At 72.0% G+C, this 16,949-nt stretch carries 15 protein-coding genes; 7 read left to right on the forward strand and 8 right to left on the reverse strand.

What is annotated here, in order from left to right:
• Window positions 1-102 precede the first annotated feature (102 nt).
• Genes AB1285_RS13155 through AB1285_RS13165 form a run of 3 tightly spaced genes read left to right on the forward strand, consistent with a single transcriptional unit; the run spans window position 103 to window position 3,049 of the window.
• Window positions 103-1,209 carry a heme/hemin ABC transporter substrate-binding protein gene (locus AB1285_RS13155; protein WP_370429075.1) on the forward strand — a complete coding sequence of 369 codons (1,107 nt, stop codon included), beginning with the start codon at window positions 103-105 and terminating at the stop codon, window positions 1,207-1,209.
• Complete coding sequence (locus AB1285_RS13160; RefSeq protein ID WP_268777708.1) at window positions 1,206-2,279, forward strand: FecCD family ABC transporter permease; 1,074 nt, start codon at window positions 1,206-1,208, stop codon at window positions 2,277-2,279. The genes AB1285_RS13155 and AB1285_RS13160 overlap by 4 nt, the downstream gene beginning before the upstream one ends.
• Window positions 2,276-3,049, forward strand: a complete 774-nt coding sequence (locus tag AB1285_RS13165) for a heme ABC transporter ATP-binding protein (RefSeq protein WP_363444926.1) — start codon at window positions 2,276-2,278, stop codon at window positions 3,047-3,049. Before AB1285_RS13160 ends, AB1285_RS13165 begins: the two co-directional genes overlap by 4 nt.
• Here the strand turns inward: AB1285_RS13165 and AB1285_RS13170 are convergent.
• Complete coding sequence (locus AB1285_RS13170) at window positions 3,046-3,414, reverse strand: sterol carrier family protein (protein ID WP_187663089.1); 369 nt, start codon at window positions 3,412-3,414, stop codon at window positions 3,046-3,048. The two genes, AB1285_RS13165 and AB1285_RS13170, sit on opposite strands and share 4 nt — an antisense overlap.
• A 49-nt stretch (window positions 3,415-3,463) precedes the next feature.
• On the opposite strand from AB1285_RS13170, the gene AB1285_RS13175 reads away from it, so the two are divergent.
• Both AB1285_RS13175 and purD read left to right on the forward strand, forming a co-directional pair.
• Window positions 3,464-4,138 carry an NUDIX hydrolase gene (locus AB1285_RS13175; protein WP_268777710.1) on the forward strand — a complete coding sequence of 225 codons (675 nt, stop codon included), beginning with the start codon at window positions 3,464-3,466 and terminating at the stop codon, window positions 4,136-4,138.
• Window positions 4,139-4,285: 147 nt separating this feature from the next.
• The gene (purD, locus tag AB1285_RS13180) at window positions 4,286-5,563 is read left to right on the forward strand and encodes a phosphoribosylamine--glycine ligase (RefSeq protein WP_268777711.1); all 1,278 of its coding nucleotides are present in this window, start codon (window positions 4,286-4,288) and stop codon (window positions 5,561-5,563) included.
• Between the two features lie 72 nt (window positions 5,564-5,635).
• On the opposite strand, the gene AB1285_RS13185 is transcribed toward purD, so the two are convergent.
• From AB1285_RS13185 to AB1285_RS13200, 4 genes are all read right to left on the reverse strand, one after another.
• Window positions 5,636-6,364: an amino acid ABC transporter ATP-binding protein gene (locus AB1285_RS13185; protein ID WP_370429074.1), complete on the reverse strand. Its 729-nt coding sequence runs from the start codon at window positions 6,362-6,364 to the stop codon at window positions 5,636-5,638.
• On the reverse strand, window positions 6,361-7,845 hold the full coding sequence (locus AB1285_RS13190; protein WP_315638043.1) for an amino acid ABC transporter substrate-binding protein/permease: 1,485 nt from the start codon (window positions 7,843-7,845) through the stop codon (window positions 6,361-6,363). Before AB1285_RS13190 ends, AB1285_RS13185 begins: the two co-directional genes overlap by 4 nt.
• Window positions 7,846-7,992: 147 nt before the next feature.
• Window positions 7,993-9,525, reverse strand: a complete 1,533-nt coding sequence (locus tag AB1285_RS13195; protein WP_187663085.1) for a DHA2 family efflux MFS transporter permease subunit — start codon at window positions 9,523-9,525, stop codon at window positions 7,993-7,995.
• Complete coding sequence (locus AB1285_RS13200) at window positions 9,522-10,154, reverse strand: PadR family transcriptional regulator (RefSeq protein ID WP_313362741.1); 633 nt, start codon at window positions 10,152-10,154, stop codon at window positions 9,522-9,524. Before AB1285_RS13200 ends, AB1285_RS13195 begins: the two co-directional genes overlap by 4 nt.
• A gap of 189 nt (window positions 10,155-10,343) precedes the next feature.
• Here AB1285_RS13200 and AB1285_RS13205 point away from each other — a divergent pair, with 189 nt between their 5' ends.
• Both AB1285_RS13205 and AB1285_RS13210 read left to right on the forward strand, forming a co-directional pair.
• Entirely contained in the window at window positions 10,344-11,219 is an 876-nt protein-coding gene (locus AB1285_RS13205; protein WP_370429073.1) for a phosphoribosylaminoimidazolesuccinocarboxamide synthase, read from the forward strand.
• A gap of 100 nt (window positions 11,220-11,319) precedes the next feature.
• On the forward strand, window positions 11,320-12,675 hold the full coding sequence (locus AB1285_RS13210) for a uracil-xanthine permease family protein (protein WP_062766125.1): 1,356 nt from the start codon (window positions 11,320-11,322) through the stop codon (window positions 12,673-12,675).
• 207 nt (window positions 12,676-12,882) lie between these two features.
• On the opposite strand, the gene AB1285_RS13215 is transcribed toward AB1285_RS13210, so the two are convergent.
• From AB1285_RS13215 to AB1285_RS13225, 3 genes are read right to left on the reverse strand one after another with little or no spacing between them, the layout of a single operon-like run.
• Window positions 12,883-14,598: an acetyl/propionyl/methylcrotonyl-CoA carboxylase subunit alpha gene (locus AB1285_RS13215; protein WP_370429072.1), complete on the reverse strand. Its 1,716-nt coding sequence runs from the start codon at window positions 14,596-14,598 to the stop codon at window positions 12,883-12,885.
• Window positions 14,595-16,148 (reverse strand): carboxyltransferase domain-containing protein, encoded by a 1,554-nt coding sequence (locus AB1285_RS13220; RefSeq protein WP_370429071.1) that lies wholly within the window; start codon window positions 16,146-16,148, stop codon window positions 14,595-14,597. Before AB1285_RS13220 ends, AB1285_RS13215 begins: the two co-directional genes overlap by 4 nt.
• On the reverse strand, window positions 16,148-16,948 hold the full coding sequence (locus tag AB1285_RS13225) for a putative hydro-lyase (RefSeq protein WP_363588236.1): 801 nt from the start codon (window positions 16,946-16,948) through the stop codon (window positions 16,148-16,150). Before AB1285_RS13225 ends, AB1285_RS13220 begins: the two co-directional genes overlap by 1 nt.
• Between the last annotated feature and the right edge of the window lies 1 nt (window position 16,949).

A 16,949-nucleotide genomic window follows, 5' to 3' on the forward strand; every position in this document is an offset into this window, starting at 1 on the left:
TCGGGCGAAGTGGACTTTGGTTAGGCTTGGCTAAGCAAGCCGTCGATCCCGAGCGTAGAGGGGCGTCGGCGAGGACGTTAAGTTTTAGGATAGCCTTGCCTAATGCGACGCGCTCCTGCCCTGCTCCTCGCCGCCGCGCTGGTTCTCGGACTGGCCGCCTGTGCCGGACCGGATTCCGACCCCGCGTCGACACCTCCCGTCGACGAGGCGTGCCCGCAGGCATCGACTCCTCTCGCCGATCTCGACCTGGTCGCCGATGTGCGCGCGGCCACGGGTCCCTCGACCGCGTGCCTCGCGAGTCACGCGGTCGTCCCCGTCGATGACGACACCGCCCCGGCGCTCCCGGTCACCGCGACCGACAGCGAAGGCCACGAGGTCGACATCACGGACGTCGATCGCATCCTCCCGATCGACATCTCCGGCACGATCGCCGCCACCGTGTTCGCGCTCGGGCTCGGCGATCAGGTCGTCGGGCGCGACGCGTCCACGCAGTTCCCCGGCACCGAGGACCTTCCGGTCGTCACCAAGACCGGGCACACGCTCAACCCGGAGGCGATCCTCGAACTGGCCCCGACCGTCGTGCTCACCGACACCACGATCGGTCCGAAGGAGGTCCGCCAGCAGCTGCGGGACGCCGGAATCGCGGTCGTCGTCATCTCCAGCGACCGACGGATCGACACCACCGACGCGCTCGTGACGGAGATCGCCACGGCCCTCGGCGTCCCGACGCGCGGTGCGGCGCTCATCGCCCGCCTCGACGCCGAGCTCGACGCCGCCATCGCGGAGATCGCCGCCGTCACCCCGCCCGCCGAGGCGGACAGGGGCCGCATGCTGTTCCTGTACGTGCGCGGGAGCGCCAACGTGTACTACATCTTCGGCGAGGACTCGGGGGCGGACTCCCTCATCGACGCGGTCGGCGGGGTCGACGTCGCCGAGGAGATCGGCTGGGAGGGCATGAAGCCGATGACCGCGGAAGCGCTCGTCGCCGCGCAGCCCGACGTGCTCGTGATGATGACGGACGGGTTGGAATCGGTCGGCGGCGTCGACGGACTCATCGAACGCATCCCCGCCATCGCCGAGACCCCGGCGGGCGCACATCGCCGGGTGATCGACATGGCGGACGCCGAGATCCTCAGCTTCGGCCCCCGGTCGGCCGACGTGATCAGCGCCCTCGCGCGCGCCCTGTACGCGCCGGAACCCGCCTCGTGACCGGCGAGGTCGTCACCCCGACGCCGACCCGGCATCGGGGACTGCGCTTCGCGGCGGTCGTCGTGGCCCTCGTCGTGGCCCTCCTCGTCACCTGCGTCGCGTCGATCACGAGCGGGCAGTACGACCTGTCGCCGACCGCGCTCGTCGGCGTGCTCCTGCGCGGTCTCGGCATCGACACCACGGGGGCTGCGGCTGCGGCGACAGACGACGGCGTGATCTTCAACCTCCGCCTCCCGCGGCTGGTCCTCGGCCTGCTCGTCGGCGCCGCGCTCGCGGTCTCCGGTGTGCTCATGCAGGCCATCTTCGGCAATCCGCTCGCCGACGCGGGCGTCGTCGGCGTCTCGTCCGGCGCGGCGCTCGGAGCGGCGGCGAGCATCACGTTCGGCCTGGCCACCTTCGGCATGTGGACCACGCCCGCCTTCGCCTTCCTCGGCGGCCTCGTGGCCGTCTTCTCGGTGTACCTGCTGAGCCGCTCCGGCGGCCGCACCGAAGTGGTCACCCTGCTGCTCACCGGCATCGCGATCAACGCCATCGCCGGCGCCGGCATGGCCTTCCTCACCTTCCTCGGCACGACCTCGACGCGCGAGCAGATCGTGTTCTGGCAGCTCGGCTCGCTGAACGGCGCGCTCTGGTCGAACATCCAGCTCGTCGCGCCGCTCGTGGCGATCGGGATCGTCGTCGCCCTGATCGTGGCGCCGGGCCTGGACCTCTTCGCCCTCGGCGAGCGCACCGCCCGGCATCTCGGCGTCCCGGTCGAGCTGCTGCGGATGGTCGTCATCGTCACCGTGGCGCTGCTCGTCTGCGCGGCGGTGGCCTTCGCGGGGATCATCGGCTTCGCCGGACTCGTCGTCCCCCACCTCATGCGCATGCTGATCGGCCCGGCGCACCTGCCGCTCGTGATCGCCTCCGCCCTCGGCGGCGCCCTCCTCATCGCGGTCGCCGACCTCGTGGCCCGCACCGCGGTGCCGCTCGCGGACCTCCCGATCGGCATGATCACCTCGCTCGTGGGCGGCCCGTTCTTCCTCTGGCTCCTCGTGCGGACGCGGCGGCGGTCGGGAGGGTGGGCGTGAGCCTCCGGCTGCAGGGCCGCGGGCTCACGGTGCGCGTCGGGGACGGACGCGCCATCCTCGCCGACGCGGCCATCGACATCCACGCCGGGGAGGTGCATGCCCTCGTCGGGCCGAACGGCGCGGGCAAGTCCACCCTGTTCGGCGTGCTCTCCGGCGACATCGCTCCGGTCTCGGGCACCGTCCTCCTCGACGGCCGTCCGGTGGCGGCGACCCGCCCCCGCGACCTCGCCCGGCACCGGGCCGTGCTGCTGCAGGAGAACACCGTCACCTTCCCCTTCACGGTCGAGCAGGTCGTGCGGATGGGACGCACCCCGTGGGCGCGGACCCCGGCCGCCGCCGAGGACGACAGCGCCGTGGCCACGGCGATGGCGACGACCGAGGTCGCGGCGCTGCGGGAGCGGTCCGTCCCCTCGCTCTCCGGCGGTGAGCGCGCGCGGGTGGCGCTCGCCCGCGTGCTCGCCCAGAGCACCGGGATCCTGCTGCTCGACGAGCCCACGGCGGCGCTGGACCTCAAGCATCACGAAGACGTGATGCGCGTGGTCCGCACCCAGGCGGAGGCCGGGGTCGCGGTCGCGATCGTGCTGCACGATCTGAACGCCGCGCTCGCGCATGCCGACCGCGTCACCCTGCTCGCCGACGGGCGGGTCGCCGCCACCGGCACGCCGGACGAGGTCCTCACGGCCGCGCGGATCGAGGAGGTCTACGGGCAGCCCGTCGACGTCTTCCCGCACCCGCGCACCGGGGTGCCGCTCGTCGTCGCCCGCCGCTAGGGACGCAATGGGAGCACGCCGGTGAGGTCAGCGCGCGTGCCCGAGGCGTGGATGCGCCCGGCCGTCGCGGCGTCCGCCCACGGTTCGGCGCCGGTGGCGACCGCGATCCAGGTGGCCGCGTCCATCTCCACGACGTTCGGCGGCGTGCCGCGTGTGTGCCGCGGCCCCTGGATCACCTGCACGGCTCCGAACGGCGGGACCCGCACCTCGACGCTGTTGCCAGGGGCCTTCTCGTCGAGCAGCTGCAGCAGGTAGCGCACCGCGGTCGCGAGTTCCGCACGCGCCGGCTTCGTCCCCGCGGCTTCCGCGTCGCGCACGGCACCGAGCGCCGCGCGCCCGTCGACGATGTCGATCTTCCTGGCCATCCCCCCACCCTAGATCCGCCGCCCCGGACCGGGTCATAAGCTCGAGGACATGAGCATGCATCCGCAGGGCGCCCGGGCCGAGCTGCTCGCCGCCGCGGCCGACCACTCCTGGAGCGTGCCGATCCCTCCGCTCGCGGACCCGGGCGGCGCCCACGACGCCTCCGTGCTCATCCTCTTCGGCGTCCTCGACCACATCCCCGCACCGACCGTGGACGCGGCGGTCGCGCGCGATCTCGACGTCCTGCTGCAGCGTCGCGCTCCGACGCTCTCCTCGCATCCGGGCCAGGTCTCCTTCCCCGGCGGACGCGCCGAAGCGGCCGACGCCGACGCGGTCGCCACGGCGCTGCGGGAGGCCGAGGAGGAGACCGGCCTCGACCCCGACGGCGTGGAGGTGCTCGCCACGCTCCCCGTCATCCCCCTCGCTGCCAGCAACCACCTCGTCACCCCCGTGCTCGCCTGGTGGCAGTCGCCGTCCCGCGTCGTCGCCGTCGACCACGCGGAGACCGTCGAGGTGTTCCGCGTCCCCGTCGCCCAGCTCCTCGACCCGGCGACCCGTTTCACCTCGACCCTGTCCCGTGCCGGCCGCACGTTCCGCGGACCCGCCTTCGACGTGGACGGCACGATCGTGTGGGGCTTCACCGCCATGGTTCTCGACGCGCTGTTCGACGCGACCGGCTGGACCGTGCCCTGGGACACCGCGGACGAGCGCCCGATCGCGCTCTGACCCTCCCGACCTCCGTGCACAGCTCAGGAGAACCGCGGCGGATCGGTCCGGATATGCCGTCGGATCCCGGCTGCCGCGCCGATCGTCCTGAGTTGTGAACGCGGGACCGGCCGAAACCCCGCGCACGTGCCTCGATAGGCTGGACGCGTGAAGATCCTCGTCCTCGGTTCCGGTGCCCGTGAGCACGCGATCATCCTGGCGCTGCGCGCCGAGTCCACCGCGCACGAGATCCTCGTCGCCCCCGGCAACGCCGGCATCGCGCAGGACGCGACCCCCGTCGCCCTCGACCCGCTGGACGGCGCCGCGGTCACGGCCTTCGCGAACGAGCACGCGATCGACCTCGTCGTCATCGGCCCGGAGGCTCCGCTCGTGGCAGGCGTCGCGGACGAGCTCCGCGGCCGCGGCATCCCCGTCTTCGGACCCGGCAAGGCCGCCGCGCAGCTCGAGGGCTCCAAGGCCTTCGCCAAGCGCGTCATGGACGCCGCCGGTGTGCCGACCGGCCGCGCGGTCCGCGCTGCCACGGTCGCCGACGTCGAAGCCGCGTTCGAGGAGCTCGGCGCCCCGCACGTGGTCAAGGCCGATGGACTCGCCGCGGGCAAGGGTGTCATCGTCACCTCCGACCGCGCCGAGGCCCTGGCCCACGCGGAGCAGTACCTCCCGGCCGGCCCCGTCCTGGTCGAGGAGTTCCTGTCCGGCCCCGAGGTCTCGCTGTTCTTCCTCAGCGACGGCGACACGGTACGCGCCCTCAGCCCGGCACAGGACTTCAAGCGGGCCCTCGACGGCGACGCCGGCCCCAACACCGGCGGCATGGGGGCGTACTCCCCCCTGCCCTGGCTCGCGGAGCAGTTCGGCAGCGAGCAGGCGTTCGTCGAGGAGGTCACCCGCGACGTCGCGCTCCCGGTCGTCCGACAGCTCGATGCCGAGGGGACCCCGTTCATCGGGCTCCTCTACGCCGGCCTCATCCTCACCCCGCAGGGCGTGCGCGTGATCGAGTTCAACGCGCGCTTCGGCGACCCGGAGACCCAGGTCGTGCTGCCGCGGCTGGAGACCCCGCTGTCCCAGCTCCTCTTCGCCGCCGCCTCCGGCACGCTCGAGGACCAGCCGGAGCCCGTGTTCCGCGATGAGGTCGCGATCACCGTGGTCCTGGCGAGCGAGGGATATCCCGAGGCGCCGCAGACCGGGCGTCCGATCGAGGGCCTGACCGACGCCGCCGCGGTCGAGGGCGTCCGTCTGGTGCACGCCGCGACCGCCAGCCCCGACGCACCCGGGGGCTCGCTCATCGCGACGGGCGGCCGTGTGCTGAACGTCGTCGCTGTCGCCCCGGACTTCCGCACCGCCCGCGCCCGCGCCTACGACGCCCTCGGCCGCATCCGCCTCGAGGGCTCCCACCACCGCACCGACATCGCTGCCCGCGTCGCCCGCTGACCCGCTTCACGTAGCGCGAATGGCTGCATCCGTCGCCGGATTGCAGCCATTCACGCGATTCGAAAGCCGGGGTCAGAGAACCTTGGAAAGGAAGTCCTGGAGGCGTTCGTTCTTGGGGGCGCCGAACAGCTCGGCGGGGGTGCCCTCCTCGACCACGACGCCGCCGTCCATGAAGACCGTGCGGTCGGACACCTCGCGCGCGAAGCCCATCTCGTGGGTCACGAGCACCATGGTCATGCCGCCCTCGGCAAGGTCGCGGATGACCTGCAGCACCTCGCCGACCATCTCCGGGTCGAGGGCGCTGGTGGCCTCGTCGAACAGCATGATCTCCGGGTCCATCGCGAGCGCACGGGCGATGGCCACGCGCTGCTTCTGACCGCCGGAGAGCGACGCGGGCTTCGCGTCCGCCTTCTCCGACAGGCCGACGCGCTCGAGCAGCGAGCGGGCGCGGTCGCGGGCCTCGGCCTTCGTCATGCGGCCCAGCTCGACCGGGGCGAGCGTGATGTTCTCCAGCACGGTCATGTGCGGGAACAGGTTGAAGTGCTGGAACACCATGCCGATGCGCTGCCGCACCTCGTCCAGCTTCACGCTCTTGTCGGTGAGGTCGACCCCGTCGATGATCACGTGCCCCGACGTCGGCTCCTCGAGCTTGTTCAGGCAGCGCAGCAGCGTGGACTTGCCCGACCCGGACGGGCCGATCACCGCGATGACCTCGCCGTCCTCGACGGTGAGATCGATGCCTTTGAGCACCTCGTTGTCGCCGAAGGACTTGTGCAGGTCCCTGACGTCGATCTTGCTCATGCGTTGGCCTTCCTCTCCAGGCGGTTCGCGAGCAGCGTCAGCAGCGTGATCACGACGAAGTAGATGATGGCGACGATCGTCAGCACCTGCGCCGAGAGATACGTCGAGGCGATGATCTGACGCGAGACGAAGGTCAGCTCGGCGAGACCGATGACGCTGATGAGCGAGGTGTCCTTCAGCGTGATGATGCCCTGGTTCACGAACGACGGGATCATGATCCGGAACGCCTGCGGCAGCACGACCTTCCGCATCGTCTTCCAGTGGCTGAGACCGAGCGAGCGCGACGCCTCCGCCTGACCGGGGTCGACCGCCTGGATCCCGCCGCGGATGATCTCGGTCATGTACGCACCGGTGTTCAGCGACAGGGTGATCGCACCGGCGACGAACGGGTCGAACTTGAGGTCGGGGATCAGCTGCGGGATGGCGAAGAACACGAAGAACGCCTGGATCAGGATCGGGGTCCCGCGGAAGACGTAGACGTACGCGGTCGCGATCCAGCGGAACGGCGCGAACTTCGACAGGCGCCCGAAGCCGAAGATGATCCCGAGGATGAAGGCCGCGATCACCGCGACGATCGTGGCGAGGATGGTGAGCCACAGACCCTGCATGAGGGCCGGCCAGTACTTCACCGCGACCGAGATGATGTCGGTGGGCTGCGCCTCCTGCGCGTCGTCGCCCGACGCGAGGTAGGTGTCGACGATCTCGTCGTACTCGCCGGAGTCCTGCAGGTTGGCGAGGCCGGCGTTGAACATCTCCAGGAGCTCGGCGTTCTCGCCCTTGTTCACCGCGAAGCCGTACTCGCCGCCGAGCGCGGGCTCGCCGACGAGACGGAAGCCCGAGCCCTGCTGGATGCCGTAGGCGAGCACGGGGAAGTCCTCGAAGTAGCCGACGGCCTGACCCGCCTTGACCGCGTCGACCATGTCGGTCGTGTCCTGGTACGGCGTGATGCGGAAGCCGTACTCGTCGGCGTTCTCCTCGGCGAAGGTCTGCCCCTGGGTACCGGTCTTGACCGCGACGGTCTTGCCGTCGAGGTCGTCGAGGGACTCGATGTCGCTGGACTCGAGCACGCCCAGCTGCACGCCGCTCGTGAAGTACGGGTCGCTGAAGTCGAACGTCTGCTGGCGTTCCTCGGTGATCGACATCCCGGCCATGACGGCGTCGACCTGGTTCGACTGCAGCGCCTGCACGGCGGCGTCGAACCCGAGCTGGCGGATCTCCACGTCGAAGCCCTGGTCCTCGGCGATCGCGCGCAGGAGATCCATGTCGATGCCGACCAGGTCGCCGGACTCGTTCGTGAACTCGAACGGCGCGAAGGTCGTGTCGGTGCCGATGACATAGGTCTCGCCGTCGTCGGCCGCGGTGGCGGGCGCGGCTCCGGCGAGCAGCGCCCCGACGGCGACGAGCGCGGCGAGGGCGGTCGCGCCGGCGGTGCGGCCGAACCGCCGCAGACGGCTCGGCGGAGAGGATGGATGGCGGCTCACGTCGAGTGCTCCTCGGGGTTCGGAAGGGCGGCCCGGCGGCCGCCGACCATCCACCCTAACCCTGCACCTCCCGCGCACCGGAATCTCGGCGCGACCCCGGACCCCGCCGGAACCCGCGTGGATACCGGCGTGTCGAGGCCGCCGCGGTCACGCCGGAGGGGTCGTGGCGACGGGCTCGTCCTTGCGGTCGTGTCCGCGGAGGAACAGCGAGGCGACGAGTGCGATGAGGATCACGCCTGCCGGGAGCAGGAGGGTCTGCGACATGCCCGCAGCGAAGCCCTCGGCGACCTGCGGCGGCAGTGCGCCGCTACCCGTGCCGGCCGGGGCGTCGGCCAGACCGGGGAGGTTCGCCTCCAGCCGCGACTGCATGAACGCGGCGATCGACGCGGAGCCGATGACCGACCCGATGGTGCGCGTGGTGTTGTAGATGCCCGCGCCGGCACCGGCCTGCCGCGGCGGCAGCTTGCGCGTGGCCGTGGTCGCCAGCGGCCCCCACATGCCCGCGTTGCCGATGCCCATCAGGGCGGACGGCAGCAGGAACATCAGGATGGGGGTGTCCATCGTGGTCAGGGCGGAGTACCAGACCAGGGCAGCCGCGACGCAGATCAGGCCGGGGACGAGGATGATACGCGGGTCGACACGGTCCAGGATCTTCCCGGCGACCGGGGCGAGCACGCCCGACAGCACGGCCATCGGGATCAGCAGCATCGCCGCCTCGGTCGGGGTGAGGCCGCGCGCCGTCTGCAGGAAGAACATCATCGGCAGCGACATGCTCGTGACGGTGAAGCCGACCGCGGCGATCGCCACGTTCGCGCCGGAGAAGTTCCGGTCGCGGAAGAGCGCGAGCGGCACGAGGGGTTCGCTGCGGGTGCGCGCCTGCTGCACGATGAAGAGCGCGAGCACCACGACGCCCGCGATGATGAGCCCCCAGACCGAGATCGGCCCCACGATGGTCCCCCAGTCGTACTTCTCGCCCTCCTGCAGCCCGAAGACGATGAGGAAGAGCGCGACGGCGCTGAGCACGACGCCGACCACGTCGAACCGGTGCGGGTGGGTCTTCAGCTTCGGCACGAGGATCCAGGCGAGCACGAAGGCGATGACGCCGACGGGGAGGTTGACGAAGAAGATCCACCGCCACCCGAAGCCGTCGACGAGCAGACCGCCGGCGAGGGGGCCGACGAGAGTGGCGACGCCGGCCGTGGCGCCCCAGAGGCCCATCGCCGCGCCGCGGCGGTTGGGCGGGAACGTGCGGGTGATCACGGCCATGGTCTGCGGCGTCATGAATGCGGCGCCGAGCCCCTGGACCGCGCGGGCAGCGATCAGGCCCTCGAGCGTGGTGGACAGTCCGCACCAGAGCGAGGCGAGGGTGAAGACCGCGAGCCCGATGAGGTAGATGTTCTTCGGCCCGAAGCGGTCGCCGAGTCGTCCGGTGATCAGCAGCGGGACGGCGTAGGCGAGCAGGTAGGCGCTGGTGACCCACACGACGTTGTCGAGGTTGTTCGTGTCGGGGTCGAGGGCGGCCTTGATCGCCGGGTTCGCGACGGAGACGATCGTGGTGTCGACGAGGATCATGAAGAACCCGATGACGAGCGCCCAGAGCGCCGGCCACGGACTCTTCGGTGCGTGACCGGCGGCGAAGGGCCCGGTCTCGGGTCCCGAGGTCTGACGGGAATCGGTCATTGCTGTGCAGCCTTTCGCTGGGCGCGGTAGCGGTCGGTGTCGTCGAAGGCGTCGGGGCCCCAGCGGAGCTCGTCGCCGTCGAGGCGGGTGAGGAGGGAGTCGAGCCAGCGGAGCTCGGCGTCGAGCAGCGCCTCCTGCCGTTCGATCTCGACGAGGACCTGCGGCGGGACGCCCTTGGCGCGGGCGGCGGCGAGGCCGTCGTGGTGGAGAGCGTACGAGGCGACGAGGGCCTCACGCCGTTCCTGCAGCAGCGCGACGGCGTCGTCCCGGTCGAGGTTGTGCGACTCGGCGAGCGCGACGCGGGCGTCGGTCTCGCGGTCGATGCGGGGAAGGGAGCGCCGCACCCAGGCGACCACCGCCTCCCGTCCGGCGTCGGTGAGGGTGTAGGTCGTGCGTTCCGGCCGGTTGCCTTCGCGGTCCGTGCCGACCTCGTCGAGCAGCCCCGCCCGCTGGAGTCGGGCGACGGTGTGATAGAGCGTGCCGTTGGTGACGGTGATGAGCCGGTCGTCGTGACGCGCGCGGAGCAGGCGCACCATCTCGTACGGGTGCATGTCGCTCTCGCGGAGCAGTGCCAGCACCATGACGCCGAGCGGCGTGAGTCCCGCCACCACATCCCTGCTCTTCCCCACGCCTCTCCCCCTCATGCCCTGTCCCCTGCCCCGCACGAATAGTCCACATGGACTATACACCCGCCCCTCCTCCGCCGAGACCCCGTCTTTCCGGCGAGACCCCGGGGTCCCGGCGCGCTCACCCCGGGGTCTCGACGCGAACGCGGGGTCTCGGCGCGGAAGAGCACGCATCACCGGGATAATGGGCGGGTGAGCACACCGTCCGCAGGAAACGCGCAGGCCATCCCCGGGTGGCGACACCTCTACTCCGGGAAGGTCCGCGACCTCTACGCCTCCGAGGACCCGGAAGACACCCGCATCCTCGTCGTCGCGTCCGACCGCGTCAGCGCGTTCGACGTCGTGCTCTCCCCGGGCATCACCGACAAGGGCGCCCTGCTGACGCGCCTCAGCCGCTGGTGGTTCGCCCAGCTGGACGTGCCGAATCACCTCACGGACGGCGACCTGCCGGAGGAGGTGGCCGATCGCGCCATGCTCGCCCAGTCGCTCGAGATGCTGCCGATCGAGTGCGTGGTGCGCGGGTACATCACCGGCTCCGGCTGGGCCGAGTACCAGGAGCACGGCACCGTGTGCGGCATCGCCCTGCCGGCAGGGCTGCAGAACGGCGACCGTCTGCCCGAGCCACTGTTCACCCCGGCCTACAAGGCGCCGATGGGTGAGCACGACGAGAACATCACGTTCGACCGCGTCGTCGAGCTCGTCGGGGCGGACCGGGCGGCCGAGCTCCGCGACGCCTCGCTCGCGATCTACCGTCGGGCCGCGGCCATCGCCGAGGAGAAGGGCCTCATCCTCGCCGACACGAAGTTCGAGTTCGGGACCGACGCCGACGGCACCCTCCGCCTCGCGGACGAGGTCCTCACGAGCGACTCCTCCCGGTACTGGGACGCTGAGGCCTGGCGCACGGGGTCGACGCCTGCCGAGCGGATGGCGAGCTTCGACAAGCAGATCGTGCGCGACTGGCTCGCGGCGAACTGGGACAGGCAGGGCGAGCCCCCCGTGCTGCCCGACGAGGTCGTCGCCCGGACGGCCGCCCGGTACCGCGAGCTCATCGACCGCCTCGGCGCCTGACACCGCGCTCCCCGCGACCGCGAGGCGCACAGGGAAAACTCAGGAATCGGTAGTGTTGCTCCAGCACTCCGCCCCCGATCCCGACCCCTGAGGAGCCCGCATGGCTTTGTGGAAGCTGCACGGAAACGGCCGCACCGTCGAGCCCGGCGCCGTCGTCACCCCCGAGGAACGTCTGTCCTGGCCCGCGACCATCGCCATCGGCGCGCAGCACGTCGTCGCGATGTTCGGCGCCACGTTCCTCGTGCCGACGCTCACCGGCTTCCCGGTGTCGACGACCCTGCTCTTCAGCGGCATCGGCACGCTGCTCTTCCTCCTCATCACGAAGAACCAGCTGCCCAGCTACCTCGGCTCCTCGTTCGCCTTCATCGCCCCCATCACCGCGGCCGTCGCGGCGGGCGGCACCGGCTCGGCCCTCGCGGGCGTGGTCGCGGTGGGCGTGCTCCTCGCGGTCGTCGGCCTCGTCGTGCAGTTCGTCGGCCTGCGCTGGGTCGACGCCCTGATGCCCCCGGTCGTCGCCGGCGCCATCGTCGCGCTCATCGGCTTCAACCTCGCCCCCACCGCCTGGAGCAACTTCGCGCTCGACCCGGTGACCGCCACGATCACCCTCGTCGCGATCATCCTCTTCGCCGTGCTCTTCCGGGGCTTCCTCGGACGGATCTCGATCTTCCTCGGCGTCGCCGTCGGCTTCATCTGGGCCGCGTTCAACGGCTCGTTCGAGGTGCCCAACCCGCTCCGCGGCGACAAGACCCCCGCCGAGCTCATCGCGGACGCCCCCTGGATCGGCCTCCCGCACTTCCAGTTCCCGGACTTCGTCGAGCCGGGCACCTGGTCGACCATCGCGATGTTCCTGCCCGTCGTGCTCGTGCTCATCGCGGAGAACGTCGGCCACGTGCGCGGTGTCGCGACCATGACCGAGGACCCCGCCATCAACCGCCACACCGGCCGCGCGCTCATCGCCGACGGCGTCGCCACGACCATCGCGGGTGGCTTCGGCGGCTCGGGCACCACGACCTACGGCGAGAACATCGGCGTCATGGCCGCGACCCGCGTGTACTCCACCGCCGTGTACTGGGTGGCGGGTCTGTTCGCGATCCTCCTCGCCTTCTCCCCGAAGGTCGGCGAGGTGTTCAACTCGATCCCCGCGGGCGTGCTCGGCGGGGCGACGACCGCGCTCTACGGCCTCATCGGCATCATCGGCATCAAGATCTGGGTGGACAGCCGCGTCGACTTCTCCCGGCCGGTCAACCAGTACACCGCCGCGGTGTCCCTCGTGATCGGCATCGCCGGGTTCACGATGCAGCTCGGTGACTTCGCCTTCGGCGGGATCGTGCTCGGGACGGTCGCGGCGCTGCTCATCTACCACCTGGGCAACCTCATCGCCCGGGCACGCAAGACCGGTGCCGACGACCCGAAGCCCCTCGAGCCCGTCGGCCCCCTCGGCGGCGACCCCGCGTAACGTCCCGCCCGCTCCCGGGTGCGTGCGGGACGGGTTTCGCCCCTCCCGCACCCCTCGAAAGCCCGTTTTCGCACTCGCATGGGTTTGCGGGGTGGAGCCCGGACGGAAAACGGGCGTCGGAGCGACGCGGGAGGGACGTATTCGCACTCCGCATGCCCGGACGGGACAGGACGGGACGGGACGGGACAGGACGGGACGGGACCGGGGTCAGGCGATCGTGGCGAGGAGGGCGTCGGCGGAGAGGGTCGCGCCGGTGTCCGCGCGAGGGGTGAGGGTGCCGGCGCGGTGCGCGGTGACCGTCGTCTCCATCTTCATCGCGTCGAGCACGGCCACCGGGTCTCCCTCGGCCACCTCGGCCCCGTCGTCGACGAGCCACCGCACGAGCGTGCCCGGCGCGGGAGCCCGGAGCTCGGAGGGGTCCGCCGCAGACACGGGTGCAGCGGCCTCTCCCGCCGGACGGCCGATGCCGGCCAGCAGCTCCGCGGGCAGACCGAGCATCACGCGGCGGCCGTCGATCTCCACCGGGAAGCGCTGCAGTCCGGAGACCGGGGCGACCGCGGGGCGCGGCTGCGACTCCAGCGCCGGGAGCAGCACGGTCTCGATCCACTGGGTGTGCACGGCGAAGGTCGCGGTCGCGAACGCGGGGTCGTCGATGGCGCAGAGGTCGAACGGGATCACGGTCGCCGGACCCTCGACAGCGAGCTCCCGCAGCGCTCGACGCGCCCGCACGAGCGCCGCGTCCCGGGTCTCCGCGTGCACGATGAGCTTCGCGATCATCGAGTCGAACGCGGGCTGCACGGTGTCGCCGGCCTCGATGCCGCTGTCCCACCGCACGCCGGGTCCGCCGGGGATGCGCAGGGCATCCACCCGTCCGGGGCTGGGCAGGAATCCGCGGCCGGGGTCTTCGGCGTTGATGCGGAACTCGAACGCATGCCCGGTCGGAGCCGGGGTGTCGGTGAAGGACGGCCCCTCGCCGAACGCGATCCGGAACTGCTCGCGGACGAGGTCGGTCCCGGTGACCTCCTCGGTCACGGGGTGCTCGACCTGCAGCCGGGTGTTCACCTCGAGGAACGAGATCGTGCCGTCCGCGGCGAGGAGGAACTCGACCGTGCCGGCGCCGCGGTACTGCACCTCGGCGCAGATCGCCCGCGCCGCGTCATGGAACGCCGCCCGCTGCGCCTCCGTCAGGCCGGGCGCGGGAGCCTCTTCGATGAGCTTCTGGTTGCGCCGCTGCATGGAGCAGTCGCGGTCGCCCACGACGACGACGCCGCCGCGCCCGTCGCCGAGCACCTGCACCTCGATGTGTCGCGGGCTCTCCAGGAAGCGCTCCACGAAGCACTCCCCGCGGCCGAATGCCGCGGTCGCCTCACGGGTGGCCGCGTCGAACGCGTCGGCGACCTCGGACAGCTCGCGGACGACCTTGAGCCCTCGGCCGCCGCCACCGAACGCGGCCTTGATCGCGATCGGGAGGCCGTGCTCCTCGGCGAACGCCACCGCCTCCTGCGGTCCGGACAACGGCTGATCCGTGCCGGCGGCGAGCGGGGCCCCCACACGCTGGGCGATCCGACGCGCGGTCATCTTGTCACCGAGTGCGTCGATGCTCTCCGGCGAGGGTCCGATCCAGACGAGTCCGGCGTCCTCGACGGCTCGCGCGAACGCGGCGCTCTCGGAGAGGAAGCCGTAGCCGGGGTGCACGGCATGGACACCGCTGCGGCGGGCCGCGTCGATCAGCGCCTCGACCGACAGGTACGTCGTCGCCGCGGTGTCGCCGCCCAGGCCGATCGCCTCGTCTGCGAGCCGCACGTGCAGGGCGTCGGCGTCCTGGTCGGCGTAGACGGCGACCGACGTGTAGCCGGCCTCGGCGCACGCGCGGATCACGCGGACCGCGATCTCGCCGCGGTTGGCGATCAGCACAGTGGTCATGAGGTCTCCTTGACGGTGAAGCGCACCCGCACACCCGGCGGGAGCTGGGCGGCGAGGTCGAGGCTGCGATCGGTGAGGGCACCGATGATGGGGTAGCCGCCGGTGAGCGGATGATCGGGGAGGAAGAGCACGGGCTGCCCGTCCGGCGGCACCTGGATGGCCCCGGTCACGGCGCCTTCGCTCGGCAGCTCGCCGCCGACCGCCCGTTCCAGGGGCACGTCGCCCTGCAGTCGGATGCCCACGCGGTCCGAGCGCGGCGTGACCGTCCACTCCTGCCCGGTGAGCGCGTCGACGCCGGCGGCGGTGAACCAGTCGTCGCGCGGCCCGAGGGTGATCTCGAGCGCGACCAGCTCCCCGGCCGCGGGAAGCGCGCGCGGCACCGGATCCGGCTCGACGGCGGCCACGGCGGCATCTCCGATCGGGAGGAGGTCGCCGACGGACAGCGGCGCGGGGCCCAGCCCGGCGAGCGTGTCGGTCGCGCGACTGTCGAGCGCCGCGGCCGGAGCGAGCCCTCCGCGGACCGCGATCACGGACCGGAGTCCGCGGTCGGGGTGGCCCAGCGTGAGCTCATCGCCGTCGACGGTCGCGAAGGGCACCCCGGGGAGGAGCGTGCGCTCGGTGCCATCGGCGTCGGTGAGCGTGAGCGGGCCCGTGGCGCCGGTGACCGCGGCCACTCCCGCACCGTGGAAGCGCAGCACGGCTCCGCCGACACTCTCCAGCACGGCCGCGGCGGGGGTGTTGCCCACCGCCCGGTTCGCCGCGTGCATCGCGACACGATCGGCGACGCCGGAGGCCGAGACGCCCAGGGCCGCGAAGCCGCGGCGACCCGCGTCCTGCACGAGGAGCTGCAGCGAGGATCGCACGACCTCGACCGCCGGACCGCCCGCACGGCGGTCGACACGCGTCGCGTCGGCCACCCCCATAGGCGACGCCGCCACGGTCTCCCGCTCCGCACGCACGAAGCGCACGCGTCGACCCGGCGCGAGCAGGGCCGGCGGGTCGCGGTCGATGTCCCACATCTCCAGGGCGGTCCGGCCGATGAGCTGCCAGCCGCCCGGGCTCTCCCGCGGATACACGCCACTGAACGCCCCGGCGAGCGCGACGGAGCCGGCGGGCACCCGGGTGCGCGGCGACGACCGCCGCGGCACGTCGAAGAGGGGGTCGCCGCTCACGGCGTAGCCGAAGCCGGGAGCGAAACCCGAGAAGGCCACTCTCCAGTCCGCGGCGAGGTGACGAGCCACCAGCTCCTCCGCCGAGACGTCGAGGAGCGCGGCGGCCTCGTCGAGATCCTCCCCGTCGTAGCGGACCGGGATGCTGACCTCCCCCGCATCGGGCAGGGCCGCCGCGTCGACCTCGGTCGCGGCGAGCGCCTCCGCGAGCGCGGCGGCCGAGGTGCGGTGCGGATCGAACCGCACGAGCACGGTGCGGGCGCCGGGGATGCGCTCGAGCACACCGGGCATGTCGCTCCACGTCAGATTCAGCCGCATGGCCTGCTCGAGGTCGTCCGCCTCGACGAGCAGCGCGCTGTCGGAGGCCGTGAGGATGCGCATCAGACCCGGTACTCCGCATCCGGAACATCGGTGACGAACATGTACCCCGGGGCGTGGGTGACGGCGAACGGCGGCTTCGACGCCATGATCGCCGCCTGCGGGGTCACACCGCACGCCCAGAACACGGGGATCTCGCCGGGGCGGATCTCGGGGGCGTCGCCGAAGTCGGGCGCCATCACATCGGCGATGCCGAGCGACGCCGGATCGCCGATGTGCACCGGCGCGCCGTGCACAGCCGGGGTGCGCCCGGAGATCTGCACGGCGTCGGCCACGCGGTCCGCGGGGATCGGACGCATCGAGACCACCATCTCGCCGCGGAGGCGCCCGGCTGGCGTGCAGTCCACCGCCGTGCGGTACATCGGCACGTTGCGTCCGAGCTCCTGATGACGGATCGGGATCCCGGCCTCGACGAGCCCCGTCTCGAACGTGAAGCTGCAGCCGATGAGGAACGCGACGAGGTCGGGATGCTCGGCCCACGCCGCCGTCGCGTCGGACACCTCCTCGACGAGCTCGCCGTCCCGCCAGATGCGGTAGCGCCCGATGTCGGTGCGGATGTCGCTGCCCGGCGCGAGCCGCGACTCCACCTCGCCCTGCTCGATCACCTCGAGGACGGGGCAGGGCTTCGGGTTGCGCTGCGCGTAGAGGAGGGTCTCGAATGCCCAGTCCGCGGGCACGGCGATGAGGTTCGCCTGGGTCAGCCCCGGGGCGACGCCGCTGGTAGGCGCGGCGTGACCGGCGCGGTGCGCCGCACGGGCGGCCCGGGCGTCGGCGAGCTGGGCGGGAGTCGCGAGCACCGCCATG

The sequence above is a fragment of the Microbacterium sp. NRRL B-14842 genome (genome assembly GCF_050470785.1).

Bases quoted from the DNA above. Each gene is read 5' to 3' on its own strand.
- AB1285_RS13155 (WP_370429075.1), top strand. From the start codon at position 103: ATGCGACGCGCTCCTGCCCTGCTCCTCGCCGCCGCGCTGGTTCTCGGA.
- AB1285_RS13170 (WP_187663089.1), bottom strand. From the start codon at position 3,414: ATGGCCAGGAAGATCGACATCGTCGACGGGCGCGCGGCGCTCGGTGCC.
- AB1285_RS13175 (WP_268777710.1), top strand. From the start codon at position 3,464: ATGAGCATGCATCCGCAGGGCGCCCGGGCCGAGCTGCTCGCCGCCGCG.
- AB1285_RS13185 (WP_370429074.1), bottom strand. From the start codon at position 6,364: ATGAGCAAGATCGACGTCAGGGACCTGCACAAGTCCTTCGGCGACAAC.
- AB1285_RS13195 (WP_187663085.1), bottom strand. From the start codon at position 9,525: ATGACCGATTCCCGTCAGACCTCGGGACCCGAGACCGGGCCCTTCGCC.
- AB1285_RS13210 (WP_062766125.1), top strand. From the start codon at position 11,320: ATGGCTTTGTGGAAGCTGCACGGAAACGGCCGCACCGTCGAGCCCGGC.
- AB1285_RS13215 (WP_370429072.1), bottom strand. From the start codon at position 14,598: ATGACCACTGTGCTGATCGCCAACCGCGGCGAGATCGCGGTCCGCGTG.
- AB1285_RS13220 (WP_370429071.1), bottom strand. From the start codon at position 16,148: ATGCGCATCCTCACGGCCTCCGACAGCGCGCTGCTCGTCGAGGCGGAC.
- AB1285_RS13225 (WP_363588236.1), bottom strand. From the start codon at position 16,948: ATGGCGGTGCTCGCGACTCCCGCCCAGCTCGCCGACGCCCGGGCCGCC.